The sequence below is a fragment of the Lentzea roselyniae genome, from assembly GCF_039537795.1.
Taxonomy (GTDB): Bacteria; Actinomycetota; Actinomycetes; order Mycobacteriales; family Pseudonocardiaceae; genus Lentzea; species Lentzea atacamensis.
In genome coordinates this window covers 164,032-188,181 of sequence record NZ_BAABBE010000009.1, presented here as the reverse complement: position 1 = coordinate 188,181, position 24,150 = coordinate 164,032, and the positions used below count along the sequence as shown (strand labels likewise).

The 24,150-nt window shown below is 69.9% G+C and carries 22 protein-coding genes and 1 pseudogene; 11 read left to right on the top strand and 12 right to left on the bottom strand.

Annotated elements, in window-relative coordinates; translation table 11 throughout:
- Position 1 precedes the first annotated feature (1 nt).
- The 3 genes and pseudogenes from ABFX45_RS18385 to ABFX45_RS18375 form a co-directional block, all read left to right on the top strand.
- Positions 2–586, top strand: a pseudogene (locus tag ABFX45_RS18385) (aromatic ring-hydroxylating dioxygenase subunit alpha); the annotation flags it as partial.
- On the top strand, positions 583–741 hold the full coding sequence (locus tag ABFX45_RS18380) for a hypothetical protein (protein WP_109638452.1): 159 nt from the start codon (positions 583–585) through the stop codon (positions 739–741). The pseudogene ABFX45_RS18385 and the gene ABFX45_RS18380, both read left to right, overlap by 4 nt.
- Complete coding sequence (locus ABFX45_RS18375; protein WP_233439804.1) at positions 738–1,667, top strand: PDR/VanB family oxidoreductase; 930 nt, start codon at positions 738–740, stop codon at positions 1,665–1,667. The genes ABFX45_RS18380 and ABFX45_RS18375 overlap by 4 nt, the downstream gene beginning before the upstream one ends.
- A 130-nt stretch (positions 1,668–1,797) precedes the next feature.
- Here ABFX45_RS18375 and ABFX45_RS18370 read toward each other — a convergent pair whose 3' ends face one another.
- Entirely contained in the window at positions 1,798–2,217 is a 420-nt protein-coding gene (locus ABFX45_RS18370) for a MarR family winged helix-turn-helix transcriptional regulator (protein ID WP_233439803.1), read from the bottom strand.
- A gap of 67 nt (positions 2,218–2,284) precedes the next feature.
- Here ABFX45_RS18370 and ABFX45_RS18365 point away from each other — a divergent pair, with 67 nt between their 5' ends.
- The 3 genes from ABFX45_RS18365 to ABFX45_RS18355 are packed head-to-tail and all read left to right on the top strand — an operon-like array spanning position 2,285 to position 6,400.
- Positions 2,285–3,763 carry an aldehyde dehydrogenase family protein gene (locus ABFX45_RS18365; RefSeq protein WP_109638450.1) on the top strand — a complete coding sequence of 493 codons (1,479 nt, stop codon included), beginning with the start codon at positions 2,285–2,287 and terminating at the stop codon, positions 3,761–3,763.
- Between the two features lie 17 nt (positions 3,764–3,780).
- A complete protein-coding gene (locus tag ABFX45_RS18360) occupies positions 3,781–4,890 on the top strand; it encodes an NAD(P)-dependent alcohol dehydrogenase (RefSeq protein ID WP_109638449.1) in 1,110 nt (369 codons plus the stop codon).
- A 7-nt stretch (positions 4,891–4,897) separates the two neighbouring features.
- Positions 4,898–6,400, top strand: a complete 1,503-nt coding sequence (locus ABFX45_RS18355) for an acyl-CoA synthetase (protein WP_346131326.1) — start codon at positions 4,898–4,900, stop codon at positions 6,398–6,400.
- Positions 6,401–6,404: 4 nt separating this feature from the next.
- Here ABFX45_RS18355 and ABFX45_RS18350 read toward each other — a convergent pair whose 3' ends face one another.
- A complete protein-coding gene (locus ABFX45_RS18350; protein WP_346131324.1) occupies positions 6,405–7,241 on the bottom strand; it encodes a PaaX family transcriptional regulator in 837 nt (278 codons plus the stop codon).
- 130 nt (positions 7,242–7,371) lie between these two features.
- On the opposite strand from ABFX45_RS18350, the gene ABFX45_RS18345 reads away from it, so the two are divergent.
- The gene (locus tag ABFX45_RS18345) at positions 7,372–8,265 is read left to right on the top strand and encodes an extracellular catalytic domain type 1 short-chain-length polyhydroxyalkanoate depolymerase (protein WP_346131322.1); all 894 of its coding nucleotides are present in this window, start codon (positions 7,372–7,374) and stop codon (positions 8,263–8,265) included.
- 68 nt (positions 8,266–8,333) lie between these two features.
- On the opposite strand, the gene ABFX45_RS18340 is transcribed toward ABFX45_RS18345, so the two are convergent.
- The 5 genes from ABFX45_RS18340 to ABFX45_RS18320 all read right to left on the bottom strand — a co-directional run bounded on the left by ABFX45_RS18340 (position 8,334) and on the right by ABFX45_RS18320 (position 12,804).
- Positions 8,334–8,996, bottom strand: a complete 663-nt coding sequence (locus ABFX45_RS18340; RefSeq protein ID WP_109638446.1) for a lytic polysaccharide monooxygenase auxiliary activity family 9 protein — start codon at positions 8,994–8,996, stop codon at positions 8,334–8,336.
- 119 nt (positions 8,997–9,115) lie between these two features.
- The gene (locus ABFX45_RS18335) at positions 9,116–10,333 is read right to left on the bottom strand and encodes an extracellular catalytic domain type 2 short-chain-length polyhydroxyalkanoate depolymerase (protein ID WP_109638445.1); all 1,218 of its coding nucleotides are present in this window, start codon (positions 10,331–10,333) and stop codon (positions 9,116–9,118) included.
- A gap of 193 nt (positions 10,334–10,526) precedes the next feature.
- Positions 10,527–11,150: a response regulator transcription factor gene (locus tag ABFX45_RS18330; protein WP_346131319.1), complete on the bottom strand. Its 624-nt coding sequence runs from the start codon at positions 11,148–11,150 to the stop codon at positions 10,527–10,529.
- Positions 11,147–12,241 (bottom strand): sensor histidine kinase, encoded by a 1,095-nt coding sequence (locus ABFX45_RS18325; protein WP_346131317.1) that lies wholly within the window; start codon positions 12,239–12,241, stop codon positions 11,147–11,149. Before ABFX45_RS18325 ends, ABFX45_RS18330 begins: the two co-directional genes overlap by 4 nt.
- Positions 12,242–12,246: 5 nt before the next feature.
- Positions 12,247–12,804: a hypothetical protein gene (locus tag ABFX45_RS18320; protein WP_346131315.1), complete on the bottom strand. Its 558-nt coding sequence runs from the start codon at positions 12,802–12,804 to the stop codon at positions 12,247–12,249.
- Positions 12,805–12,948: 144 nt separating this feature from the next.
- On the opposite strand from ABFX45_RS18320, the gene ABFX45_RS18315 reads away from it, so the two are divergent.
- Positions 12,949–13,365, top strand: a complete 417-nt coding sequence (locus ABFX45_RS18315; protein WP_170155056.1) for a DUF3592 domain-containing protein — start codon at positions 12,949–12,951, stop codon at positions 13,363–13,365.
- Between the two features lies 1 nt (position 13,366).
- On the opposite strand, the gene ABFX45_RS18310 is transcribed toward ABFX45_RS18315, so the two are convergent.
- Positions 13,367–14,227: a poly(ethylene terephthalate) hydrolase family protein gene (locus tag ABFX45_RS18310; RefSeq protein WP_346131312.1), complete on the bottom strand. Its 861-nt coding sequence runs from the start codon at positions 14,225–14,227 to the stop codon at positions 13,367–13,369.
- 110 nt (positions 14,228–14,337) lie between these two features.
- Complete coding sequence (locus ABFX45_RS18305) at positions 14,338–15,015, bottom strand: ATP-grasp domain-containing protein (RefSeq protein WP_346131310.1); 678 nt, start codon at positions 15,013–15,015, stop codon at positions 14,338–14,340.
- A gap of 793 nt (positions 15,016–15,808) precedes the next feature.
- Here ABFX45_RS18305 and ABFX45_RS18300 point away from each other — a divergent pair.
- Entirely contained in the window at positions 15,809–18,112 is a 2,304-nt protein-coding gene (locus ABFX45_RS18300; protein WP_346131308.1) for a beta-L-arabinofuranosidase domain-containing protein, read from the top strand.
- A gap of 61 nt (positions 18,113–18,173) precedes the next feature.
- On the opposite strand, the gene ABFX45_RS18295 is transcribed toward ABFX45_RS18300, so the two are convergent.
- Positions 18,174–18,686: a hypothetical protein gene (locus ABFX45_RS18295; protein WP_346131306.1), complete on the bottom strand. Its 513-nt coding sequence runs from the start codon at positions 18,684–18,686 to the stop codon at positions 18,174–18,176.
- Positions 18,687–18,821: 135 nt separating this feature from the next.
- Positions 18,822–20,207 carry a trypsin-like serine protease gene (locus tag ABFX45_RS18290; RefSeq protein WP_346131304.1) on the bottom strand — a complete coding sequence of 462 codons (1,386 nt, stop codon included), beginning with the start codon at positions 20,205–20,207 and terminating at the stop codon, positions 18,822–18,824.
- Between the two features lie 170 nt (positions 20,208–20,377).
- Between ABFX45_RS18290 and ABFX45_RS18285 the strand changes: the two genes are divergently transcribed.
- A complete protein-coding gene (locus ABFX45_RS18285) occupies positions 20,378–22,135 on the top strand; it encodes an AfsR/SARP family transcriptional regulator (protein WP_346131302.1) in 1,758 nt (585 codons plus the stop codon).
- Positions 22,136–22,160: 25 nt separating this feature from the next.
- Positions 22,161–22,988, top strand: coding sequence for a tetratricopeptide repeat protein (locus tag ABFX45_RS18280; RefSeq protein WP_346131487.1), 828 nt, complete (start codon positions 22,161–22,163; stop codon positions 22,986–22,988).
- 9 nt (positions 22,989–22,997) lie between these two features.
- Here the strand turns inward: ABFX45_RS18280 and ABFX45_RS18275 are convergent, their stop codons facing one another.
- Positions 22,998–23,963, bottom strand: a complete 966-nt coding sequence (locus ABFX45_RS18275) for a pectate lyase family protein (RefSeq protein ID WP_346131300.1) — start codon at positions 23,961–23,963, stop codon at positions 22,998–23,000.
- Positions 23,964–24,150 lie beyond the last annotated feature (187 nt).

Below are 24,150 nucleotides of genomic sequence, written 5' to 3'. Positions count from 1 at the left end.
GCTGCTCGTCGACAACCTGCTGGACCTCTCGCACGAGACGTACCTGCACGGCGGTTACATCGGCACGCCGGAGGTCGCCTCCACCCCGATCACGACGGAGGTCGACGAGGACGCGGGCATCGTCTACGTCTCGCGGCACATGGACGACGCGGAGTGCCCGCCGTTCTACTCGAAGTCGACCGGCCTGCAGGGCAGGATCGCGCGCTGGCAGGACATCGAGTACACGCCGCCGTGCCTGTACAAGCTGCACAGCCGCATCGCGCCGGTCGGGTCCGTGCCCAACCCGGACGGAACCGACCCGGACGCGTTCCACGTCGAGGTCGTGTACGCGATCACGCCGGAGACCGAGACCTCGACGCACGACTTCTGGGCCGTGGCAAGGGATTTCGCGCTCGGCGACGCGGAGGTCTCCGCGTTCCTCGCGGAGAACAACCGCACTGTCGTGATGCAGGACGTCGTGGCGCTGAACGTGCTGGAGAAGGTCATCGCCAACGAACCGGAGGGCTACCAGGAACTGTCGATCAACATCGACACCGGCGGGCTCGCCGCGCGGCGGATGCTCAAGCGCCTGGTCGAGAAGTCGTGAACGCGCTCACCGGCAACCGCGTGTTCCGCATCCACTGGGTGCTGGGCACCGACCGGCTCCGGGCGGTGTGCCACTGCCAGGCGGAGCGAGAGTTCGAGGATCCGGTCGAGCTGTGGGAATGGCTGCTCGACCACCCCGTGGGACACACGCCATGAAACTGTTGCTGGAGAACAAGGAACCGATCGCCGACGGCGTGGTGCTGCTGACGCTGCGGCATCCGGACGGCGACCCGCTGCCGGCCTGGGCACCGGGCGCCCACGTGGACCTGGTGCTCGCCGACGGCCTGGTCCGCCAGTACTCGTTGTGCGGGGATCCGTCCGACACCTCGGTCATGAAGGTCGCCGTCCTGCGTGAGCTCGACGGGCGCGGTGGCTCGCGGCACGTGCACGACGTTCTCACCGCGGGCCAGCTGATCGAGGTGGGCGGGCCGCGCAACCACTTCGAGCTCGTCGAGGCGAAGCGCTACCTGTTCATCGCGGGCGGCATCGGCATCACGCCGATCCTGCCGATGATCGCGCGGGTGGAGGCGGCCGGTCACGACTGGCGGCTGGTCTACGGCGGCAGGACGCGGTCGTCCATGGCGTTCCGCGACGAGCTGGAACGCCACGGCTGTGCCGAGATCCACCCTCAGGACGAGCACGGCCTGCTGGACCTGGAGTCGTTGCTCGGCCGGCCGGAGGAAGGCACCGCGGTGTACTGCTGCGGCCCGGAACCCCTGCTGGCCGCCGTGGAGGAGCACTGCGCGGAGTGGCCCGACGGGACCCTCCACATCGAACGGTTCGCGCCGAAACCCGATGCGGCACAAGGGCCTCGGCACGAGTTCGAGATCGAGCTGGCACAAACCGGAACCGTGCTGCGGGTGCCGGCCGACCGGTCAGTGCTCGAGGTCGTCGAGCAGGCGGGCGTGTCCGTGCTGTCGTCCTGCCAGGAGGGCACCTGCGGCACCTGCGAGACGATCGTGCTCGGCGGCGAGCCCGATCACCGCGACTCCGTTCTCACCGCGGAGGAACAGGAGTGCGGCGACGCGATGATGATCTGCGTGTCCCGGTCGCGCTCACCGCGCCTGGTGCTCGATCTCTGAGCACGGCACGGCCGCGCACGAGAAACACTTGACAGTTCAACAAAGCCGACCCATGCTGTCTATATCAGGATTCCTTATATTCGTGATCCTGATACCAGCGCTCGACGAGGAGCAGAACCATGCGTGGTCACTAGGAGCCGGAGAGAGCGGCGCGGCACCTGTTGAGCAGGTCGTGCAGCGCGGTTCGCTCGTCCTTGTTGAGCCTGCTCACCATCCGTTCCTCGATCGCCGCGACCTCGGCGGCGTGCTCGTCCAGGAACGCCCTGCCCTTGTCCGTGAGGCTGATCAGCAACCTCCTGCCGTGCGCGGGGTCCTGCTCGCGGACGATCAGCTCACGCCGCTCCAGTGCGGCGACCATGTCGGTCATCGTCTGCGCGGTCACGAACGAGTGGCGCGCCAGTTCCGCTGACGTGAGGCCGTCACGGCCGGCCAGCACCGTCAGCGCGGTGTACTGCAGGGTCGTCACGCCGGCGGGACGCAGCACCTCGTCCATGAGGGCGCGCACCGCGAGTTCCACCTGCTTCACCTCGTACATCAGCGACGGTCGCAAGCGCCTCACCTTCCCCATCTGCACTCCCCTCTCCCCTCGAAGCCTGTCACAGGAAGGCAAACCCACCATGACCACACTGGACGACCGGCCGGCCGCAACGCTGCTCCGCCCCGACGTCAAGCCTGGCAGGTTGTTCATCGGGGGGCAGTGGCAGGAGGCAGCGGAAGGCGGCCGGATCAACGTCGCCGACCCCTCCACGGGTTCCGTCGTGACGTCCGTCGCCAGGGCGGGGACGGCGGACGTGAACGACGCGGTGGACGCGGCCCGCGCGGCGTTCGACGGCTGGGCGGCTACACCCGGCAGACACCGCGCCCGGATCCTGCACCGCGTCGCCGACGTCATCCGGGCCAGGGCGGACGAGCTGGTGGCGGTGGAGAGCCTCGACGTCGGCAAGCCGGTCGCGCTGTGCCGCCCCGTCGACGTGGAGACGACCGCCGAGCAGTACGAGTACTACGCGGCGCTGGCGCAGAGCATCGACGGCGCGACGCGGCAGATCCCCATTCCCGCGCACGCCTACACCCGCCGCGAGCCGGTCGGCGTGGTCGCGGCGATCACGCCGTTCAACTTCCCGCTGATCCTGTCGAGCTCGAAGATCGCCCCCGCCCTCGCGGCCGGCTGCACCGTCGTGCACAAGCCGGCCGAGGACACCCCGCTCAGCGCGTTGCTGATGGCCGAGATCCTCGCCGAGGCCGGCGTGCCGGCGGGCGTGGTCAACGTGGTGACCGGCTACGGCGCCGAGATCGGCGAGCACCTGCTGCGCCATCCCGGCATCGACAAGGTGGCCTTCACCGGGTCGACGGCCGTCGGCAGGCACGCGGCGAGCGTGGCGGGCGCACAGCTCAAGCCGATGACGATGGAGCTGGGCGGCAACGCGGCGCACATCATCTTCGAAGACGCCGACCTGGACAAGGCGATCGGCGCGGCCATCAAGGGCTTCGTGTTCAACACGGGCCAGTTCTGCATGGGCGGCCCCAGGTTGCTGGTCGCGTCACCGTTGTACGACGCCGTCGTCGGCGCGCTCGCCGGCGCCGTGCCGCACGTCCCGCTCGGCGACCCGTTCGACCCGGCAACCGTGATCGGCCCGATGGCCGGCGAACGCCATCTGTCCAAAGTGGAACGCTATGTGGCGCAGGCGAAGGAGGCCGGCGGCCGGATCGTCACGGGCGGGCAGCGGGCGGACCGGCCCGGCTTCTTCTTCGAGCCGACGGTGATCGCGGACCTGCCGGACACCTCCCCCGTCGTGCAGGAGGAGATCTTCGGCCCGGTGCTGACCGTGCAGCGGTTCGACACCGAGGACGAGGCGATCGCCATGGCCAACGGCACCTCCTACGGCCTCGCAGCTGGTTTGCAGACCGAGAACCTCGCCCGCGCGCACCGCGTGGCCGCCCGGCTGCAGGCGGGCATCGTCTGGGTCAACGACTGGGCGATGCTCGACCCCGCGATCCCGTTCGGCGGCGTCAAGGACTCCGGGTACGGCCGGGAGTACGGCCCGGAAGCGCTCGCCTCCTACACCAGGACCAAGTCCGTCGTCATCTCGCTCGCCTGACCCCGCAGGAGAAACCCATGCCCACAACAACGACAGCGGCCGTGGTCGAGGCCGCCGGTTCCGGGTTCACGCTCGCCGAGGTGACGCTGGACGACCTGCGCCCCGACGAGGTGCGCGTCCGCGTCGTCGCCACCGGCATCTGCCACACCGACCTCGGCGTGGCGGGCGGCCACCTGCCGTTCCCGCTGCCCGGCGTGCTCGGCCACGAGGGCGCTGGTGTCGTCGAGGAGGTCGGCTCCGCGGTCACCAGGGTCGCCGCGGGTGACCACGTCCTGCTGAGCTACACCTCCTGCGGCCGTTGCCAGAACTGCCGCGCAGGGCATCCCGCCTACTGCGACACCTGGCTGCCGTCGAACCTCATCGGCGGCGAACGGGCCGACGGGACGTCGCCGATCTCCCGCGGCGGCGTCCCGCTCGGCGGTCACTTCTTCGGGCAGTCGAGCTTCGCCCACCACGCCGTCGTCGACGAGCGCAGCCTGGTCAAGGTCGCCGCCGACGCGCCGCTCGACCTGCTCGCGCCACTCGGGTGCGGGGTCATGACCGGTGCCGGCGCGGTCTGGAACGTGCTGGCGCCGCGGCCCGGCGCCACGCTGCTCGTCACCGGAGCGGGGGCGGTCGGCCTCTCGGCGGTCATGGCGGCACGGCTCACGCCCGCGACCCGGATCATCGCGGCGGACCGCGTGCCGCGGCGGCTGGAGCTGGCGGCCGAGCTCGGCGCCACCGACACCGTCGACACCACCCACCAGGACCTGGGCGAGGCGGTCGCGAAGCTCACGTCCGGCCGCGGCGTCGACGGCGTCGTGGAGACCACGGGCAACGCCGGCGTGCTCGGCACGGCGATCTCCTCGCTCGCGAGCCGGGGCACCGCGGTGATCGTCGGCGCGCCCGCGTTCGGCACGCAGGTGCCGTTCGACGTGAACTTCATGCTGCCCGGCCGCCGCGTCACCGGGCTCACCATGGGCGACGCCGAGACGCAGTCGCTGATCCCCGCGCTCGTCGAGCACGTCACCACCGGCCGCCTGCCGATCGACCGGCTCATCACCCACTACGCGTTCGACGAGATCGGGCAGGCTGTCGACGACGTGCTGACGGGCACGACGATCAAGCCAGTGCTGCGGCTGGGGTGAGGCGGCGATGATCGGACCGGCCAACCCCGGCGTCGGCAGCTGGCCGGCCCGGCGTGCGCGCATCTCCCCGCACCGCACCGCGCTCGTGCAGGCGAACCGGACGCTGACCTACGCCGAGCTCGCGCACCGCGTCGACCGGCTGGCGGCCGTGCTGACCGGACTCGGTGTGCGGCGCGGCGACCGGGTCGCCTACCTCGGGGTCAACGACGTCAGCGTGTTCGAGACGCTGTTCGCGACCGCGCTGTGCGGGGCGATCTTCGTGCCGCTGAACTACCGGCTGTCCGGCGCGGAGATCGGTTACATGCTCGCCGACTGCGGCGCCTCCCTGCTCGTGCACAGCGCGGACGCCGACGAGCTCGTCGCGTCGTCCGGACCGCTGCCGCGCGTGCTGCGAACCGCCGACCTCGACGCGGAGACAGCCGGTGAGCCGCCCTCGGCGGAGGTGACGCTCGACGACCCGTGCCTGCTGCTCTACACCTCCGGCACGACCGGCAAACCGAAGGCGGCCGTGCTGACGCACGGCAACCTGACCTGGAACACGGTCAACCAGCTCGCTCACTTCGACGTCCTCAGCACCGATCGCGCGCTGTGCATCGCACCGCTGTTCCACTGCGTCGGCCTCGGCCAGATCACCCTGCCGACGCTCTTCAAGGGCGGCAGCGTCGAACCAGTCGCCAGGTTCGACCCGGGCGTGATCCTCGCGCGCATCTCCGAAGCACGGATCACCGGTTTTTCCGCCGTACCAACGATGTTGCAGATGATGTGCCAGGACCCGGCCTGGGACACCACCGACCTCAGCTCGCTCACCTGCGTGCTCTACGGCGGCTCACCGGTGCAGGAACGCGTCGCGCGGGCGTGGCTCGACCGCGGCGTCCGGCTGCTGCAGGGCTACGGCATGACCGAGGCCTCCCCCGGCGTGTCGATGGGCACCCACGAGGGCACCCCGGCCCACCCCGTCTCGGCCGGTGTCCCGCACTTCTTCACCGACGTCGCCGCACTCGGCCTGGACGAGCGCGTCGCACCGCTCGGCACGCAGCCAGCCGAGCTGCTCGTCCGCGGCCCCAACGTGTTCGCCGGCTACTGGAACCGGCCGCAGGAGTCCAGGGACAGCTTCGTCGACGACGAGTGGTTCCGCACCGGCGACGTGGTCCGGGTCGACGACGACGGCTGGACCTACGTCGTGGACCGGGTGAAGGACATGATCATCTCCGGCGGCGAGAACGTCTATCCCGCCGAGGTCGAGGCCGTCGTCGTGCAGCTCGACGAGGTCGAGTCGTGCGCGGTGGTCGGCGTGCCCGACGAACGCTGGGGCGAGGTCGGCGTCGCCTACGTCGTGGTTCGCACGGATCTCGACGAGGACACGTTGCGCAAACACCTCGAAGCCAACCTGGCCCGCTACAAGGTGCCCAAGCACCTCGTCTTCGTGGATGCCTTGCCGCGCAACGCCACCGGCAAGGTCCGCCGCGTCGAGCTGCGGGCGCGAGCCGCAGCCACCTTCGCCGGCAACTGACTCCTCACTCGTCCGCAATGGATTCGAGCACGCCGGCGGCGAGCTCACCGGCCTGACGCTCCCACCCGTGCCGCAGCGTGCGGAACCGTTCCGCGGCACGGGTCCCCGGCCATCCCTCCGGCAGCAACACGGACGGCAGCACCGGATCACGCCGGATCAGCAGCAACCACTCGGCACCCAGCAGGATCCGCCGCGACAGTTCGTCGAGATGCCCGAACGCCCCGTCCGCCCACCGCACCAGGAAGTCCTCGTAACCCGCGGCGATCGCCGGCAGATCCCAGGCCTCCGCGGCGATCCGCGCGGGATCGGTCCACATGAACGCCTCAGCGCGGAACACCTCGGCGCGGTCGAGCAGGTCGAGCTCGGCCAGCGTCGCCGAGACGTCCGCGGCCGACGTCGAGACCCACAGGCCGCTGCGCAACGGCCCGAAGCCGAACCAGCCGAGCCGGGTGCGCAGGGCGTGCCGATCCGCGCGCCTGCTTTCCGGGACGGAGAACGACAGCAGCGTCCAGCGGCCGTCCCAGTGCTGGTCGACGATTTCCCCCTCGAGCTTGCGCTGCCCGTCGTGCAGCACCTCGGTGCCGTGCTCGGTCAGCCCGAGAAAAGCCTGGCGGCCACGGCGGAGCGTGCGGAGCAGGCCGCGGCGGCCCATTCGGCTCAGCGCCGTCCTCGCGGCGTGCTCACCGATGCCGAGCCGCCCGAGGGCGGCGACGACGCCCACCGTCGACACGGCCACACCGCGATCGAGCACGTGGTCGCCGAACAACGCGAGTGCGGCGGTTTCGGGGCGCACGGCGGAGCCGGCCACACCACCGTCCGGAGGAGTCACAGCTGCTGACATCGGACCATTATTCGTCGAATGACTCGCCACGTCATTCGTCAAAAGATTGACGGCCGTCACGAATCTGAATACCTTCGGTGGTCCGGAATCCCTGAACCGGAGGTCGATGATGACCGCGCGCAAAACCTTCATGACACTCGTCAGCGCCCTGATCACCTTGATCGGCGTCGTACTCGCACCACAGGCGTCCGCCGCGTCGCTGGTGGAGGTGACCAGCTTCGGCGACAACCCCGGCCGGATGCGCATGCACGTCTACGTACCGGACACCCGCCCTGCCAAGCCCGCGATCGTGGTCGCCATGCACGGCTGCGGCGGCTCCGGCCCCGCCTTCTACGCCGGCAGCGAGTTCGCCTCGCTCGCCAACAGGCACGGGTTCATCGTCATCTACCCGAGCGCACAACAGGAAGCCGGGTTCGGCAAGTGCTTCGACACGTGGTCCGACGCGGCGAAGCGGCGCGGCGGCGGCAGTGACCCGGTTTCGATCGTGTCGATGGTGACCTACGTCCAGCAGCGTTACAGCGGTGACCCGAACCGCGTCTTCGCCACCGGCTCGTCGTCCGGCGGCATGATGACCAACGAGATGCTCGCCCTCTACCCGGACGTGTTCAAGGCGGGTGCGGCGTTCATGGGCGTGCCCTTCAACTGCTTCGCCAACGCCGCCGACTTCCCGCCCGGCCGCAGCAAGTGCACCGGCGGGAGCATGAACCGCACGCCGCAGCAGTGGGGCGACGCCGTCCGGCAGGCCTACCCCGGCTACACCGGCCCGCGCCCGCGAATCCAGCTGTGGCACGGCACCGCCGACTTCCTGGTGCCGTACTCCCTGCTGGAGGAATCCATCGAGCAGTGGACCAACGTGTTCGGCCTGAGCCAGGCACCGACGTCCAGCGACACCCCGCGTCCCAACTGGAACCGGCGCCGCTACTCCGACAAGGTCGAGGCCTACAGCATCCAGGGCGCAGGGCACAACCTGCCGTCCGCGGGCATGGCCGCCGTCGCACTCCAGTTCTTCGGCATCACCAGCTGACCTGGGAAAGGCCGGCCCGACGCCAGTACCGCTGGCGCCGAGCCGGCCTTCCGGACTCAGTTGATCTGCTAGCCGAAGTTCACGTCGCTGCACCACATGTAGGTCTGGTCGAGGTGCGAGGCCTGCCAGATCGTGAACACGATGTGGTGGCCCCGGTACGAGCCGTTGGTCTGGACGTTGAACCTGATGTCCTTGGCAGGGGCGAACCTTCCGGTCGTCGTGACGAGATCGAGGTTGCCCCAGCCGAGACTCTGCGTGGTGGGGTCGTACCCGTTCTTGCTCACGTAGACGCGGAAGTAGTCAGCACCGTGACTCGCCTGGTCGTACAGGTGCATCGTGAAGCTGGCCCCCACGCTGGTGGTCTTCCACCGGCCCGGGGTGTTCAGCGAGTTGTTGCGCGCCAGGGCGTTGCTGCAGAGCTGCCCGTTCGGCGTGGACCCCTGGAAGTTCCCGCGGAGTCCGTCCCGAAGCGCGCTCATCCAGTTCCACATGGTGTCGGCGTTGGCCTGGAAAGCCTGGTAGCACATGGGGTCCTGCTCACGCATGGCAGGGTTCGTGTGCTGACTGCCCCACGTCTTCCAGCATTGGTAGGCACGGGTGGCCGGGCTGACGATGGTGCCGTGCGCCGAAGCCGGCGGCGCCCACAGGAAAGTGCTCGCCAGCATGCCGATGACCAGCGCGATGACGCCACGCCGTCTGGTAGCGGACCTGGAGGTGGTGCGGACACGCATGAATGAGCCTCCATTCTCCGATGATCGAACAGCAGCAGCGGCGGAATGGGAGCGCTCCCAGAACATCAAGCCTACAGGTAACTCTGCGAAACTTCAATGAAACATTCAGTCACGCCTGGTCAGCACTTCACCCAGTAGTTCGGCGAGGTCTGACGGACGCTGCTGCTCGTGAACGTGTTCCACAAACCGAGGGCCTGGCCGGAGCCCGTCGCGTAGGTCTGCCCCGCGACGGCGTAGGCACGACCGGCCGTGGTGTGTGCGTAGTTGCTCGCGGTCACGCACTCAGGAACCGGCTGCGTCGTCGTGGTCGTGGGCGGCTGCCCACCGCTCATCGCCTTCACCATGTTCACCACGGCGGTCATCTGCGGCCCGGTCTTGAGCGCGTACTGGGCGGACTGGTACCCCCACCAGTCCCAGCAGCCGCGCGGGTTTCCGGCCATCGTGGTCACCTGCGGGTAGAGCACGATCATGTTGTTGGTGTCGGCGTACTCGTTGAGATATCCCTTGTCCATCAACGCATTGCCCACCAGGCCGTAGTACTGGTAGCAACCGTGCAACGTCACCATCAGCTTGCAGGGCCCGGTCTCGCACGCCCGCGGCACGTAGGCGAAACCCTCACGCCCCATGCTGACCGCCGCCGCGTTGCCGCCGGGCACGTACCCGCTCTGGTCGAACTGGACGAGCTTGCCGGACAACGCCGAAGCCGCCGGGTTCACCTGCCCGAACAGGTGCCCGAGCATCTCCCCGACCGGATCCGAGGTCCCGCACTTGTTGACGTACGGCGAAGACGTGGACCCGCAACTGTTCGACCCGATCGGACTGACCCAGGCATGCCCGGCCGCGGTCGTGTTGTTGTAAGCGACCCGCGCACCGAAGTCGCGGTAGTAGGTGGCGAGATCGTCGTTCACCACCCGGTCGACCGTCTGGTCCGCACCGCCGTGAAAGAGCCAGACCGGGTCACCAGCCAGGTTCTGCGGCGAGTCGACGCTGCCCGCCGCAGCCCGGTTCCTGGTGAGCTGCTCCAGTTCGGCCGGCGTCTTGCGCACCTGATACGTGTCCATGCACGCGTACAGAGCGGTGTTCAAGTTGTTCTGAGCGCAGTCGTAGGCACCGGCGGAGAAGATGCCCGCGCCCTGGAACAGGCCGGAGTACGCGACGTGGAGCTGGTTGGCCAGGTACCCACCGGACGACAGCCCGCTCACGTAGGTACCGGTGATGTCGTACCTGCCGAGACCGCCGGGCTGCGGTGCCGGAACCGCAGCGGTCGACATCGACAGGGAGGCCGCGGCCAGGCCGGTTGCCGCGGCCAGAACCAGGAACGCGTTCCTCAATCGCATGTGCTCGCCTCCGTCGTTGCAGGCAGAAACCCCTGGACCCGGCCGATGTTAAGAGTCGGTAAAAGGACGGCACGACGGGTGCGATCGACACTTCGAGCTGCGGCCTGACGTGGAGAACCACCATTGCGCCCATGCTTCAGAAGGCGGCGAGCGGTCTGACTGGATCATCCACGTCTCACCTACCAGCCGTGACTCACACCAGGCCGTGCGACTGGGCGTAGAGCGCGGCCTGAGTCCGGTCGCGCAGCCCCAGCCTGCCGAGGATGCGGGAGATGTGGTTCTTCACCGTGCCCTCCGACAGGTACAGGCGCTCGGCGATCTCCCGGTTCGTGGCTCCGGCCGCGACCAGCCGCAGCACCTCGACCTCCCGCACGGTGAGCGGTTCGCGCTGCCCGCCGGACCGGTCGAGCACCGCCGCCAGCCGTGCCGCGGCGGCCGGGTCGAACTGGGCCACGCCCGCCGCGGCGAGCTTGACCGCCGCCGCCAGCTCCTGCGACGGCAGGTCCTTGAGCAGGTAGCCGGTCGCGCCCGCACGCAACGAGCGCACCACGTAGTCCTCGTCGTCGAACGTGGTCAGCATGACGACCTGGCAGCCGGGAGCGCGCTTTCGCAGCAGTGCCACCGCCTCGACGCCGTCGATCCCCGGCATCCGCACGTCCATCAGCACGACGTCCGGGGCCAGCGTCACCGCCTGCTCCACGGCCTCGTGCCCGTCGGCGGCGGTGCCGACGACCTCGATGCCCGGCTGCAGGCCCAGAAGTGACGCGATGCCCTCGCGGATCAGCCGCTGGTCGTCGACGACCAGCACGCGGGTCACGCGGTCCTCGCCGCGGGAATCGTGACGGTCAGCCTCGTGCCGGACGACGTGCTGGCGAGGTCGACCCGCCCACCTGCCAGCGCGACCCGCTCCCGCATCCCGAGCAACCCGAACCCCTCCACCGCCGCGCCCATGCCGCGCCCGTCGTCGGCCACGGTCAGCCGGGCCCGCTCGGCGCCGAGGTCGACGGCGACCGCGATGCGCGTGGCGGCGGCGTGCCTCCGCGAGTTGGTGATGCCCTCCTGCGCGGCCCGGTACAGCGCGTGCAAGGCGCTGGTGTCGTGGCCGTCGGGTGAGCCGCTGACCGTGAGGGTGACGTCTCCTTGGCCCGCAACGAGTTCGTCGAGGGCGGCGAGCAGGTGGAACGACCGCAGCGACCGCACCGACTCGCGCACCTCGCCCAGCGCCCGCCGCGCCGACCGCTCGGCGTCGAGGACAGCGTCCTTCGCGGTGCCGGGTTCGCGGTCGTGGAACGCGGCCGCCTTCTCCAGCAGCACCACGATCGCGGTCAGGTGGTGGCCGAGGTCGTCGTGCAGATCCCTGGCCACCCTCGCCCGCTCCGCCGCCGCCGACAGCTCGGCCACTGTGCGGTGCGACTCCTGCAACCGGATGCGCCCGTCCCGCTCGCGCACCGCCACCGCGGCCATCGCGATGGCGAGCACCAGCCCGACGGTGAGCATCACCAGGTCCGACACCCGCTCCACGTGGGCGTACCAGTCCGGCGTGCTCGCCACCGCCACCGCCAGGCACACCGCGGCCAGCCCGATCGCGACGGTCTGCCCGAACGCGAAGTACGCCGTGAACGGCACGAGCACCAGCAGCACCCGTGCCAGCCCCGAACCGTCCACATGGGCCAGTCCGACGTACAGCGCGGCCCGCAGCCCCAGCAACGCCGCCGCCACGAGCTTCGGCGTGCGGACCGGGTAACGGCGGAACTCGGCCACGTCGACTGCCACGAGCACCATCAGCCCGCCGACGAGCAGCGGCAGTCTGGTGGTGCCCAGTCCGAGAACCGCGGCGTACACCCCCGCGGCCAGCACCGCGGCACACAGCACGGGCGAGACCCAGGGCGCCGGTCGCGACGTGTGCATGCCGCTCAGGCTAGTGCCGTTGGCCATACGGACTTTGCGAGCCACACCAGCACCACCGCGCAGACGACGTGCGCCAGCGCGGACCAAGGCGTGTCCGGCAGCGCCGCGAACACGGCCAGCACCGTGAAGCTGATCCCGTAGCCCCAGGCCGGCACCGCGGGAAACACCTTCGCCCGCACCATCGACACCCCGAACAGCACGGTGCCGAGCACGAACGCCAGCGACGCCCCCTTCAGCACCGCCTGCGTCACCGCCGCCACCTGTCCCGGCTCCTGGAAGAAGAGCACCAGGTTCAACGCGAACGCCACCCCGGTGAACAGCCCCAGCCCGAGCATGTTCGCCGCGAACGCGAACGCCCCGAACCTCCCCGACGCGTGCGCCTGATGCCCGTGCAACGCCACCACCGCCGGCGTCCCGAACGCCGTCCCCAGCCCGATCACCAGACTGGTCGCCGCCGTCTCCCCGGTGAACGCCTCGACGGCCCCCGGCACCCCGATCGACAGGGCGAGCACACCCCCGCACACCGCACCGAACCTCGGCAAGAAGACCTTGTTGTCCGTCACGCCACCGACGCTATGAACGCGGCCACCGTGCCCCGAAGTCACCACCGGCCACTTCGGACGTCAGAAGTAATGCCCCGAGGGGTGCCGATCGGCACATGTCACGTTCGGCACCTGTGCAGCGATGTCGTGGGCGAGGGAGGCGTGGTGGCGAAGTCGCTGAAGTCGCAGACAGGCCGGGTCGTGGCCGCGATCGTGCTGGTGGGCGCGATCGCCGGGCTGGTGCTCGTGATCCGCTCGTCGACCGAGCAGAGGTCCTGGGCCAGCACCGAGGGCACCGTGCAGGAACGGCTGCGCTCGGGGAAGAGCATCTCGGTCAAGGTCGAGTATCCGCTCCCGGACGGCACCAAGCAGGTGACGGTCCTGTCGGAGAACGGACCGGCCAGGCACCCCGGTGACCGCGTGACCGTCCGCTACGACCTGGAGAACGGCCGGGTCGTCGAGGCAGCCCTGGCCGACAACGACCAGGCGCACTGGGTGGCCGGCGGCATGCTGGGCTTCGTGATCCTCGGCGCGTTCTTCGCGAACCTCATCGCGTGGGCGCCCAGACCGCGGTCCGGGTGACTCACCGACCGCCCGGCACGGCCTGCGCCCTGGCGTTGCGTTCGAACCGGGACCATTCCGGTGCGGCACAAGAGGTGCAGTCCGGCCCGAAGAACACACCGCGAGCCTGTTCGTCACCGAGCAGGTGGAATCGGAACCACGCGGTGACAGGCCCCCGGTAGCCGCCGCCGTTCCCGGTGGGCTCGGTGTGACCGGCTCCCGCGAGCTCCCCGTAGACGGCGGGCACGTGGCCCGACTCCCGGTACCGCGGGTGAACCAGCAGCAGTGGCGTCGCGACCAGGTCCAGCTGACCGGCCAGGTAGAACGCCGGCCCGTGCAGCAGCCGGTGGTCGCCGAACGGCCCTGGCTGGATCGGCACGACGGTGTCCACCCTGGGATCGGCGCCCGTGACGATGGCGCCGGCACCGCCCTGGGAGTGGCCGGTGCCGCCGACCCGATCGAGGTCGACCCTGCCGCGCAAGAAGCTGCCGGGCCGGTGGTGCTCGGCGGTGACGTGGTCCAGCCCGGCGAGCATCTCCCGGCCGGACCCGGAGGCACCCGTGTCGGCGGCGACCACGATGAAGCCGTGGGAGGCGAGGTGCCGCAGCAGCCCGGCGTACGTCTCCGGCGTGGACCCGCTGCCGTTGCCCCACAACACGACCGGATGCGTGCGGCAGCCCCCGAGCCGGGCCGGGTGGAAGAGCGTGTGCCCGGCCCCGCTCGGCGTCTCGGCCACCGCGAACGGACCGGGCGCTGCCCAGGCCTGGCCTACGGACGGGCAGCCGGGCGAGGCGGAGGCGTCCACTTCGGACAGAGCCGGCAGCAGCGTCACCGCCACGCCCAGCGCGAGAGCACGGGCGACCAGGCCCTTCCGGTGGTCCACGATCTTCGCGCCCCTCCTCGCGCAACTGCTCAGACACTGCGAGGTTAGCGGGCCGCACTGCCCCTTACAGGCGAACGCTGTAGGCCGTTCAGGGGTGATCGCGCTCCGACCTACGAGAACCAGGTCAGCTCACAAGCGCGTGCGACGTCCTCGGCGAGCTGAGCCGGATCCCGGTGCCACAGCAGCACCGACGCGCCGATCACCCCACTGTCGCCCTGGTTTCCCTCCCGGCCGGCCTTGCGGACGTGGACCTCGTGCTCGCTCCTGAGGCCGCTCAGATCAGGACCCGGCTCGCGGAACCTCTTGCCCGGCATGACCGGCGGCCACAGCCAAGCTGCCTGAAGGTCCTGCTGAACCGGCTCCGGCACCGGCAATCCCGCCTGCATCCTGAGGCTCACGACCTCCAGGTTCACCCCGGCGTGCAGCCGCGCCAGCTCCGGCACCAGCGCACCCGGTGCCCGGCCGGCGACCTCCAGCACCACCAGCTCACCGACCGGGTTCACCGCGAACTCGGTGTGCACGACGAAACTCCCCTGGCTGCCCAACGCGCGCACGACACGCTCGTTCAGCTCGTGCGCGGCAGCGGTGAACGGCGACTCCTGTTCGGTGGCACCGCCGAGGATGTGCCCGGCGTCGAGTCCTAGCAGCGGCCCCAGGTACCGGCCCACCAGCACCGGGGTGATCTCACCGTCCCGCGCGACCGCGTTGACGTGGTGCAGGGTGCCCTCGACGAACTCGTCGGCCTGCCACCCGGTCTCACCGTCGTGCGCGGCCAGCCAGTCGCGCACGTCCTGCGGGGTGCGCAGGATCGTGATGCCGCGCGGGCCGCGAGGCCCAGTTCCGCCCGCAGCCGCGCGCACTCCGCCAGGCAGTACTCGTCGTTCGTCACGACCTCGACCGGCCCCTCGAACCCGAGGAGGTGCGCCGGCCACTTCTCCCGGTCCTGCACGGTGATCTCGGGTGCGGGACCGGTGACGTCCTCGCGCAGCACCGCGTCCGCCGGACCGTCGGTCAGCACGACGACGTCGAACTCCCCGGAAGGAAACGCCATGGCCGGCGCGACGGTGAACGGCTGCTTCGACTGCAACGCAACAATCGTCGTTCTCATCAGTGCTCCCCGCGCTTCTCGCCGATCCACTGGAGTCAAGACTCCCGAAACCGGAGCTGCCAGGGCACGCTTGTGACTGGTGCCACGGTCGCACCGGCGCACGCGAGCGATTGTGTGAGCGTTAACAACTATTGTTCTCATGCGGCGCCCACACACGCGCAAAACCCACTCCGAGCAGCAACCTGACTCCCGCTCAACTTTTCACAGTTGCGTTAGCGCTAACATTGGGCGTTGACCGCCTTGCGGAGACGTGACTACATTCCGTCGCAGGGCCGCCACCACGCGGAACCCGCCCCGGACTGCCCGGGCCATCCCCCGGACCGTCCGTCAACGACGACGTCAGGGGTCTCGATGCGGTCATCCCGGCTCTGCCCAGATTCCCGGCGCCGAGGGCGAAGTCACGCCCCCACCTCCTCCGGATGCGCAACACCTCACTGAACCGCACCGTTTCGCCGAGCAACTGGAGCATCCTCATGTCCTCATCGTTGAGTCGACGCAGGCTCTTCCAAGCCGCGGGTGTGGCGGCCGTCGCGCCGTCGCTGGCGGCAGGTTCGGCGCAGGCGGCCACGGTGCCCCCTGCGCGCGGCGACGCGGGGGTGTCGGCCTACGCGTTCGACCTGTCCGAGGTCCGGCTGACGCAGGGCCGGTGGCTGGACAACCAGAACAGGACGCTGTCCTACCTGCGGTTCGTCGACGTCGATCGGCTGCTCTACAACTTCCGCGCCAACCATCGCCTGTCCACCAACGGCGCCGCACCGCTGGGCGGCTGGGAGGCGCCGGACTTCCCGTTCCGCACGCACAGCCAGGGGCACTTCCTCACGGCCTGGGCGCAGGCGTGGGCGGTCCTGGGCGACACGACGTGCCGTGACAAGGCGAACCGCATGGTGGCCGAGCTGGCCAAGTGCCAGGCGAACAACGCGGCGGCCGGGTTCAACACCGGTTACCTGTCGGGCTTTCCGGAGTCGGACTTCGACGCTATGGAAGCCGGTTCACCCAAGTCCGTGTCGTACTACTCCCTGCACAAGACCCTCGCCGGGCTGCTGGACGCGTGGCGCTACCTGGGCAACAACCAGGCGCGGGACGTGTTGCTGCGCCTCGCCGGATGGGTGGACTGGCGCACGGCCCGCCTGTCCTACAGCGTGATGCAGAGGGTTCTGGGCACAGAGTTCGGCGGCATGAACGCGGTGCTCGCCGACCTGTACCAGCAGACGGGCGACTCCCGCTGGCTGACGGCGGCCCAGCGGTTCGACCACGCCGCGGTGTTCGACCCGCTCGCCGCCAACCAGGACCGGCTGAACGGCCTGCACGCCAACACCCAGGTGCCGAAGTGGATCGGCGCCGCCCGCGAGTACAAGGCGACCGGCACCGCCCGCTACCGCGACATCGCCCTCAACGCCTGGAACATCACCGTCGGCGCCCACACCTACGTCATCGGCGGCAACAGCCAGGCCGAGCACTTCCGCGCGCCCAACGCCATCGCGGCCTACCTCAACACCGACGCGTGCGAAGCCTGCAACACCTACAACATGCTCAGGCTGACCCGCGAACTGTGGCTGACCGACCCCGGCAGGGCGGCCTACTTCGACTACTACGAGCGCGCCCTGATCAACCACCTGATCGGCCAGCAGAACCCGGCGGACCCGCACGGCCACATCTGCTACTTCACCGGCCTCAACCCCGGCCACCGCCGCGGCAACACCGGCCCGGCGTGGGGTGGCGGCAACTGGAGCACGGACTACGGCACGTTCTGGTGCTGCCAGGGCACCGGCCTGGAAACCAACACGAAGCTCGCCGACTCCATCTACTTCTTCAACGGCACCACGCTCACCGTGAACCTGTACGCGCCCTCGGTGCTGACGTGGTCGTCCCGCAACATCACGGTCACCCAGACCACGACCTACCCGGCGAGCGACACCACGACGCTGACCGTCACCGGCAACGCGGGCGGAAGCTGGACGATGCGGTTCCGCATCCCCGCCTGGACCTCGGGCGCGGTCATCAGCGTCAACGGCGTCGCGCAGAACGTGACCACCACCCCCGGCACCTACGCCTCCCTGACGCGGTCGTGGACGTCCGGCGACGTGGTGACCCTGCGCCTCCCGATGCGCGTGATCGTCCAGCCCTCCAACGACAACGCCAACGTCGTGGCGCTGACCTACGGCCCGGCCGTGCTGGCGGGCAACTACGGCAGCACCACCCTGCCGGCGTTGCCCTCGCTGGACGTCAACTCCGTCACCCGCACCAGCACCTCGTCACTCGCGTTCACCGCGAAGGCGAACGGCACGCAGGTGAACCTCGGCCCCTTCCACGACGCGCACGGCTTCAACTACACCGTCTACTGGAGCACCACCAGCGGCGGCACGACCCACCGGCTAGTCAACGCCGGCACCGGCCTGGTGCTGGGCATCCAGAACATGTCCACCGCGGACGGCGGCCTCGCCGTGCAGTGGCACGACAGCGGCACAGCCGACCACAACTGGCAGCTGATCACCGACGGCTCCGACGTGAGGTTCCGCAACGCCAACAGCGGCAAGGTGCTCGGCGTGGAGAACATGTCCACCGCCGACAACGCCCGCGTGCTGCAATGGTCCGACAACGGCACCGCCGACCACAGGTGGACCCTGATCGCCAACGGCGACGGCACCTACAAGATCCGCAACGCCAACAGCGGCAAGCTGCTCGGCATCCTCAACGGCTCCACCGCCGCGGGCGCGCAGGTCGTGCAGGACTCCGACAACGGCAGCGCGGACAACCGCTGGCGCCTGATCGCCAACTGACCACAGTGGACAGCGGGCGAGAGGACACCCTCTCGCCCGCACGCACACGGGTGACGCACCCTCAGTGACCGCCGACCACCTTGACCACGATGACGACACCACCGATCAGCAGGTTGACGAGTCCGCTGAGGACCGACATGAGCACGCTCGCCTTCATGCGCCGCCCCGCCGTGTAGCCCCAGACGAACATCGTCGCGGTGTCCACGGCGACCGACCCGTACAACGCGGCGGTGAGCGAGAAGGCCCCGAACGCGGAGAAGAGCACCAGGACCAGCGGGCCCGCGGCGGCGGTCATCAGCGGGCTCGTCACGAGCAGCATGTGACGCAGCTCCCCGCCGCTCATCCTGTGCCCGTAGGCGAACCGGTGCCCCTGCACCTCCGCCGCGATCGTCGCGAGCCACAGGCCCAGAGAGGCACCGAGCACGGACAGAGCGGCCGGCAGGTGGGTGCTCGACCCGGACAACGCCAAGCCGAGCGTGACCGCGATGACCGCCAGCTCGGCGTAGATGCGTTCCTTGAGACGCTCCGCGACCCGCGCCACGTCCTGGCCGGTGCTGCCGTCCGACTCGATCACCGTTCGCCGCCTTCGAAAGCCGTCGCTCCGCACCGCCGTTGACCGGCAGTGCGTCGCCGACGGTACTCCACGGCTGTCCACTGTGGAGTACCGCCGTGCTCGGCCCGCCGGAGCCGGCCTGCTTCGCGTTCTGGCCTACTTCGGCGCCTTCACGCGGAGCACGCCCGCGAGCGCCTTCTCCGCCAGGTGGGTGTCGGTGAAGTAGTCGTAGCAGTTGCCGCTGGTGTTGCTGCTGCCGCCGCTCAGGATGCCCTTCGCGGCGATCGTGCCGTCGCTGCGGATGGTGTAGATCGGGCCGCCCGAGTCGCCGCCCACCGTGCACTTGCCCTTGCGGTACGACTTGTGCGCCGCCCTGAGGATCTCGCCATCGGCGAACTTCGCGGTGACGTGGGAGGCGATCACCTTGAACCCGCACATCTCGCCGGTCACCTGGCCGCCGACGCAGTAGCGGTCGCCGGTGCCGGACGGGCCCCACTTGTCGGTGACGACGCGGTACGTGTCGGAGTTCGGGCCGCCCTTGTAGACCAGGGTCGAGGACGCCTTGCCGGCGGGCATCTTGATGGTCGCCAGGTCACCCGAGTAGTAGGACTGGCCGTTCCACTTGACCGAGCCCTTCTTGTTGTTCCAGTTGTCCGCGGTGACCTTGCCCATCGAGCCGGCGTTGGTGGAGACGGTCTCGTTCAACGACGTGCAGTGGCCTGCGGTGAGGATGTACGACTTGCCCTGGTGCACCCAGCCGAACCCCTTGGTGCATCTGCCACTCGAGAACTCGGAGCCGCCCGCGAACGGGCTCCCGTCCCACTTGCGATCGTCCTTCCTCACCAGCGGGACCGCGTCGGGCCGCAGGTACAACGCCACCCGGTCCGAGCCGTACTTGGCCGCCAGCGCCGCGCGCAGCGCGCCGGACGCCTTCGACGTCTCGACCAGCACACGGTTGTTCGACGCGTCCACGTAGGCCGACACCAGGGACGCGGCATCGGGCAGGGTGGTCAGCGTCAGCACCTCGTCCCGCACCGCCTCCAGCTCCGCGACGCTGTACTTCACGGTCGTGAAGTTCGGCGAGATCGCGGTGGTGGACTGGACGGAGAGCGTGGCGGTCCCCTCCTCTTCGACGGGATTCGGCTCGACCTCCTCCTTCTGCACCGGGGCGCCCTCGATGGTGCCGTCGTCGGAACCCAGGTCGGGGCCCGCGGTGGGCACGGTGTAGGGCTCACGCCCCACCCTGAGCGCCTCGGCCGACGCGTTCGGCGTGGCGGTGGCGACGACCTTGCCGTTGGCGACGTAGGGGACGGACAGCTCGGCCGGGTGCGCCGCGGCGCGGTCGAACGCCGACGCCAGCGCCGTGCGCTGGGCGTGTGTCAGCGGCGCGTCGTTCTCGTGCGGGTCCTGCGTGATGACGGCGACGGCGGTCGCCGTGGTCGGCTCGTCGCCCAGCGCGTCGGCCGTGGCCGGGCTGGACAGGACCAACGAGGCGGTGGCCGCGACGAGGCAGATCCTCGCCGCTCTGGCTCCAGTGCTCACGAACAACCTTTCCGGACATGCGTTGAAGTGCTCGGAAGCTCCCCGACCGACGCTTCTCCGCGGTTGCCACCTGGTAGAAGTCCCAGGGTGTCCCCCCAGACGCCGCACACACTGGGACGCACGTCCAGGGCGAATCTAGGATGGATCTTGAATCGGCTGAGGGGAGTGCGTTGACCGTCGAGTTCGGACTGCTCGGTGACCTCGAGGTGCGGGTGGACGGTCGCCTCGCCGAGATCGGGCACGTCAAGCAGCGGTCAGTGCTGGTGGCGTTGCTGGCGGAACAGGGCCGCCCGGTGCCCGTCGACCGGCTGATCGACCGGGTCTGGGGCGAGCGGGCGCCTGCGCGGGCCAGGGACACGCTCTACGGCTACCTCTCGAAACTGCGGCAGGTGCTCGACATCCAGCGGGAACCCGGTGGCTACCGGCTGCGCGCGGACTCCGTCGACCTGCACCGGTTCCGGACACTCGTCGAGCAGGCGCGCACGCAGACGGACGAGCGTGCGCTGGAGCTGTTCGACGAGGCGATCGGGTTGTGGCGCGGTCCCGCGCTCGCCGGCCTGGACTCGCCCTGGCTCGCCGCGTTCAGGGAGGAACTGAACGTCGAACGGGTCGAGGCCGAGCTGGACCGCACCGACCTGGCGATCAAACTCGGCCGCAACGTGCTGCCGGAGCTGCGGAAAGCTGCCGCGGAGCGGCCGGTCGACGAACGGCTGATCGGGCAGCTGATGCTCGCGCTGCACCGTGCGGGCAACTCCGCCGAGGCGCTGCGCCACTACGAGGCGCTCCGGCAGCGACTGGCCGATGAGCTGGGTGTGGATCCCGGTGCGCCACTGCGCGTGCTGCACGAGCACATCCTCACCGCGAACCCGGCTCCCACGCCGCGCCAGCTGCCCGCGCCGCAGCAGTGGTTCACCGGCCGCACGACCGAACTCGCCGGCGTGCGCGGCGAAGGTGTCACGGTGATCGCGGGCGCCGGCGGAGTGGGCAAGACCGCATTGGCCGTCCAGTGGGCGCACCGGCACCTGGACGACTACCCGGACGGCCAGCTGTACGTGAACCTGCGCGGGTTCGACCCGTCCGGCGAACCCGTCACGACCGGCGCGGCACTGCGCGGGTTCCTCGACGCGCTGGGCGAGCACGGCGGGCAGGTGAGCACCGCGCGCTTCCGGAGCCTCGTGGCGGGCAAGCTTTTGCTGATCCTGCTGGACAACGCGCGCGACACCGAACAGGTGGCCGGGCTGTTGCCGGGAACCCGGTCGTGCGCGGTGCTCGTCACCAGCCGCAACCGGTTGCCGGGGCTGCTGGCGGACGGCGCTCACCTCGTGCCGCTCGACGTGCTGGGCGGCCGTGAGGCGCGCGAGCTCCTGGCCTCCCGGCTCGGGCGGGCGCGCGTCGCCGCCGAACCTGGGGTTGTCACCGAGCTGGTCGGGTGGTGCGGCGGGTTGCCGCTCGCGCTGAGCATCGTGGCGGCACGGGCGCGCCGCCATGGACCAGGGCCTCCCGTTGTCCGCGCTGGCCGACGAGCTGGCCGGGTGCGGGCTCGACGCCCTGGACGCGGGCGAGTCAGGAGCGAACCTGCGGGCGGTGTTCTCGTGGTCGCGCGACGCGCTGAGCGACGCGGCTGCGGAGCTGTTCGCGTTGCTCGGGCTGGTTCCCTCCGCGGACACGAGCCTGGCCGCGATCGAGGCCCTCTTCGCGCGGCCGCGAGTGCGGATGGTGTTGCGGGAACTGGAGAACGCGCACCTGGTGCAGCAGCTCGTCGCCGGTCGCTACCGCATGCACGACCTCGTCCGGCTGTACGCGGCGGACCTCGCCGGGGAGAACACCGAGGCCCTGCGCCGGTTCGTGGACCATCACCTGCGGCGTGCCGGAGCCGGTGCGTTGACGCTGGAACCGCACCGGCCGCTGCCGGAGCTGGAACCCTGTGAGAGGTTCCCCGACGCGGCCTCCGCCATGCGCTGGTTCGACAACGAGCACGAGTCGTTGCTGGCCGTGCAGCGGGTCGCGGCCGAGCGCGGCTGGCACGAGACCACCTGGCTGCTGGCCAGGACGATGAACTACTACCACCGCAGGCGCGGGCGCACGGCCGACGAGCTGACCGTCTGGCACCTCGGACTCAGCGCCGCGGAACAGCTGGGAGACAAGAAGAAACAGGCCGCCGCGCACACGTGCATCGGCCTGAACCACGTCGAACAGTCACGGACGGCGCTCGCGCGGGAGCACCTCGGCCGTTGCCTGGAGCTGCACGACGAGGACGACTTCGAGGCACGCGCGGGCGCACACCGCGCGATCGCGTGGGCACTGGAGTTCCAGGGCGACTTCGCGGGTGCGCTGACCCACGCGCTGGACGCGCTGGAGGGTTTCCGCAAGGCGGGCCTGGAGATGAGGGAGGCCGAGGCCCTGAACGAGGTCGGCTGGCGCTACGCCTGCCTCGGCCGCTACGCCGAAGCAGCCGCCTACTGCGAGGAGAGCATGGCGCTGAACCGGCGGCTGGGCCACGCGGAGGGCGAAGCGGCCACTTTGGACAGCCTCGCGCACATCGCGCACCACGACGGCAGGCACGCGGACGCGATCGCGCACTACCACGAGTCGCTGAAGCGGTACCGCGAGCTGGACAACAGCTACGAGGAGGCCAGCGTGCTGCACCACCTCGGTGACGTGCACGCCGCGATGAACCAGCACACCGAGGCCCGTGAGCTGTGGGACCGGGCGCTCACGCTGTACCAGGCGCAGGGCAGGAAGAACGACGCGACGTCACTCGCGGAGCAGCTGGGCCGCTGACCGAGGCCCTCAGATCCGGCCGACGCCCACGCCCGCACGGACGATGCGCGGCACGTCGGCGGCGTTGTCGAGGGTGTAGGAGTAGTAGGAACGCGGTTCCTGCACCGTGCCCGCCGTCTGCGGGGCTCCCGAGCCCGCGAAGATGTTGTTGCGCTGCACGACCCGTCCAGGGCCGCTGTCGCCGTAGCCGACGAGGATCGGGTGCGGCACGTTCTCGAAGTAGTTGCCCTCCACCAGCACCCCGGCGTCCATTGTGGACGCAACGCCGTACAGCTCGTTGGAGCGGAAGTAGTTGTTGTAGACGTGCACGGGCTCGCCGAAACGCACGCGAGGGTGCCGCTGACGGGAGCCGTCGAAGAAGTTGTGGTGAATGCTGACCTTGAGATGCCCCTTGTCGGTGCTCGCACTGCCGTCGGAATGGCCGATCAGCATCGACTTGTCGGTGCCGCGGAACCAGTTCCAGGACACCGTCACGTACTCGGCGCCTCGCACGATGTCGACCGCCCCGTCGGCGGGGCTCGAGAACTCGTTGTGGTCGATCCAGACGTGGTGCGAGTTCTGACCGATGTTGATCGCGTCGTCCTCGGCTGCCGTGAAGCGGAGGTTGCGCACGATCACGTTGGAGGAGCGGTAGAAGTCCAGGCCGCCACCGTTGATCACGGCTGAGGTGCCGAGGCCGACGACGGTCTTGTTCGGACGGACGCCCTGCTTGCTGGAGATGGTGATGGTGCCCTGCACCTGGATGACCAACGCGCCGACCGTGTCGATGTAGTCGAGGAACTGCTCGGCCGTCGTGGCGGTCACGACCTGGCCGCCCGCTCCCCCGGTGGTGCCGCCGAGTCCTGACGCGGGCACGTTGGCGAACCCGTCCGGGCCGCCGGCCGCGGCGGCCGGGGTGGCGAGGTGCCCGGCGACGAGCGCGCCGGCGGTTCCCGCGAGCAGGGCACGCCTGCTGATCCGGAAGTTCTCGGTCATCGTGGCTCCTTCAAGATCCGGCGAGGGTTCCCGCTGCCCGGAAATGCGGCGGCAGCCGGCCACGAGAACGGTGCGAGCGACGCTAGATGCGCATTTCCTGCCCTGTCAATCCTCAACAACCAGACCCGTCGAATTCCGTCGAGCAGGCGGATCGAACCAATTCGACTGTTCACGGAGGTGAATCTCG

Excerpts from the sequence above, each read along its gene's own strand:
- ABFX45_RS18340 (WP_109638446.1), bottom strand. The coding sequence starts at position 8,996 with ATGCGTGTCCGCACCACCTCCAGGTCCGCTACCAGACGGCGTGGCGTC.
- ABFX45_RS18360 (WP_109638449.1), top strand. The coding sequence starts at position 3,781 with ATGCCCACAACAACGACAGCGGCCGTGGTCGAGGCCGCCGGTTCCGGG.
- ABFX45_RS18365 (WP_109638450.1), top strand. The coding sequence starts at position 2,285 with ATGACCACACTGGACGACCGGCCGGCCGCAACGCTGCTCCGCCCCGAC.
- ABFX45_RS18375 (WP_233439804.1), top strand. The coding sequence starts at position 738 with ATGAAACTGTTGCTGGAGAACAAGGAACCGATCGCCGACGGCGTGGTG.
- ABFX45_RS18300 (WP_346131308.1), top strand. The coding sequence starts at position 15,809 with ATGTCCTCATCGTTGAGTCGACGCAGGCTCTTCCAAGCCGCGGGTGTG.
- ABFX45_RS18325 (WP_346131317.1), bottom strand. The coding sequence starts at position 12,241 with ATGCACACGTCGCGACCGGCGCCCTGGGTCTCGCCCGTGCTGTGTGCC.
- ABFX45_RS18355 (WP_346131326.1), top strand. The coding sequence starts at position 4,898 with ATGATCGGACCGGCCAACCCCGGCGTCGGCAGCTGGCCGGCCCGGCGT.
- ABFX45_RS18350 (WP_346131324.1), bottom strand. The coding sequence starts at position 7,241 with ATGTCAGCAGCTGTGACTCCTCCGGACGGTGGTGTGGCCGGCTCCGCC.
- ABFX45_RS18280 (WP_346131487.1), top strand. The coding sequence starts at position 22,161 with ATGCGCTGGTTCGACAACGAGCACGAGTCGTTGCTGGCCGTGCAGCGG.
- ABFX45_RS18335 (WP_109638445.1), bottom strand. The coding sequence starts at position 10,333 with ATGCGATTGAGGAACGCGTTCCTGGTTCTGGCCGCGGCAACCGGCCTG.
- ABFX45_RS18275 (WP_346131300.1), bottom strand. The coding sequence starts at position 23,963 with ATGACCGAGAACTTCCGGATCAGCAGGCGTGCCCTGCTCGCGGGAACC.
- ABFX45_RS18345 (WP_346131322.1), top strand. The coding sequence starts at position 7,372 with ATGACACTCGTCAGCGCCCTGATCACCTTGATCGGCGTCGTACTCGCA.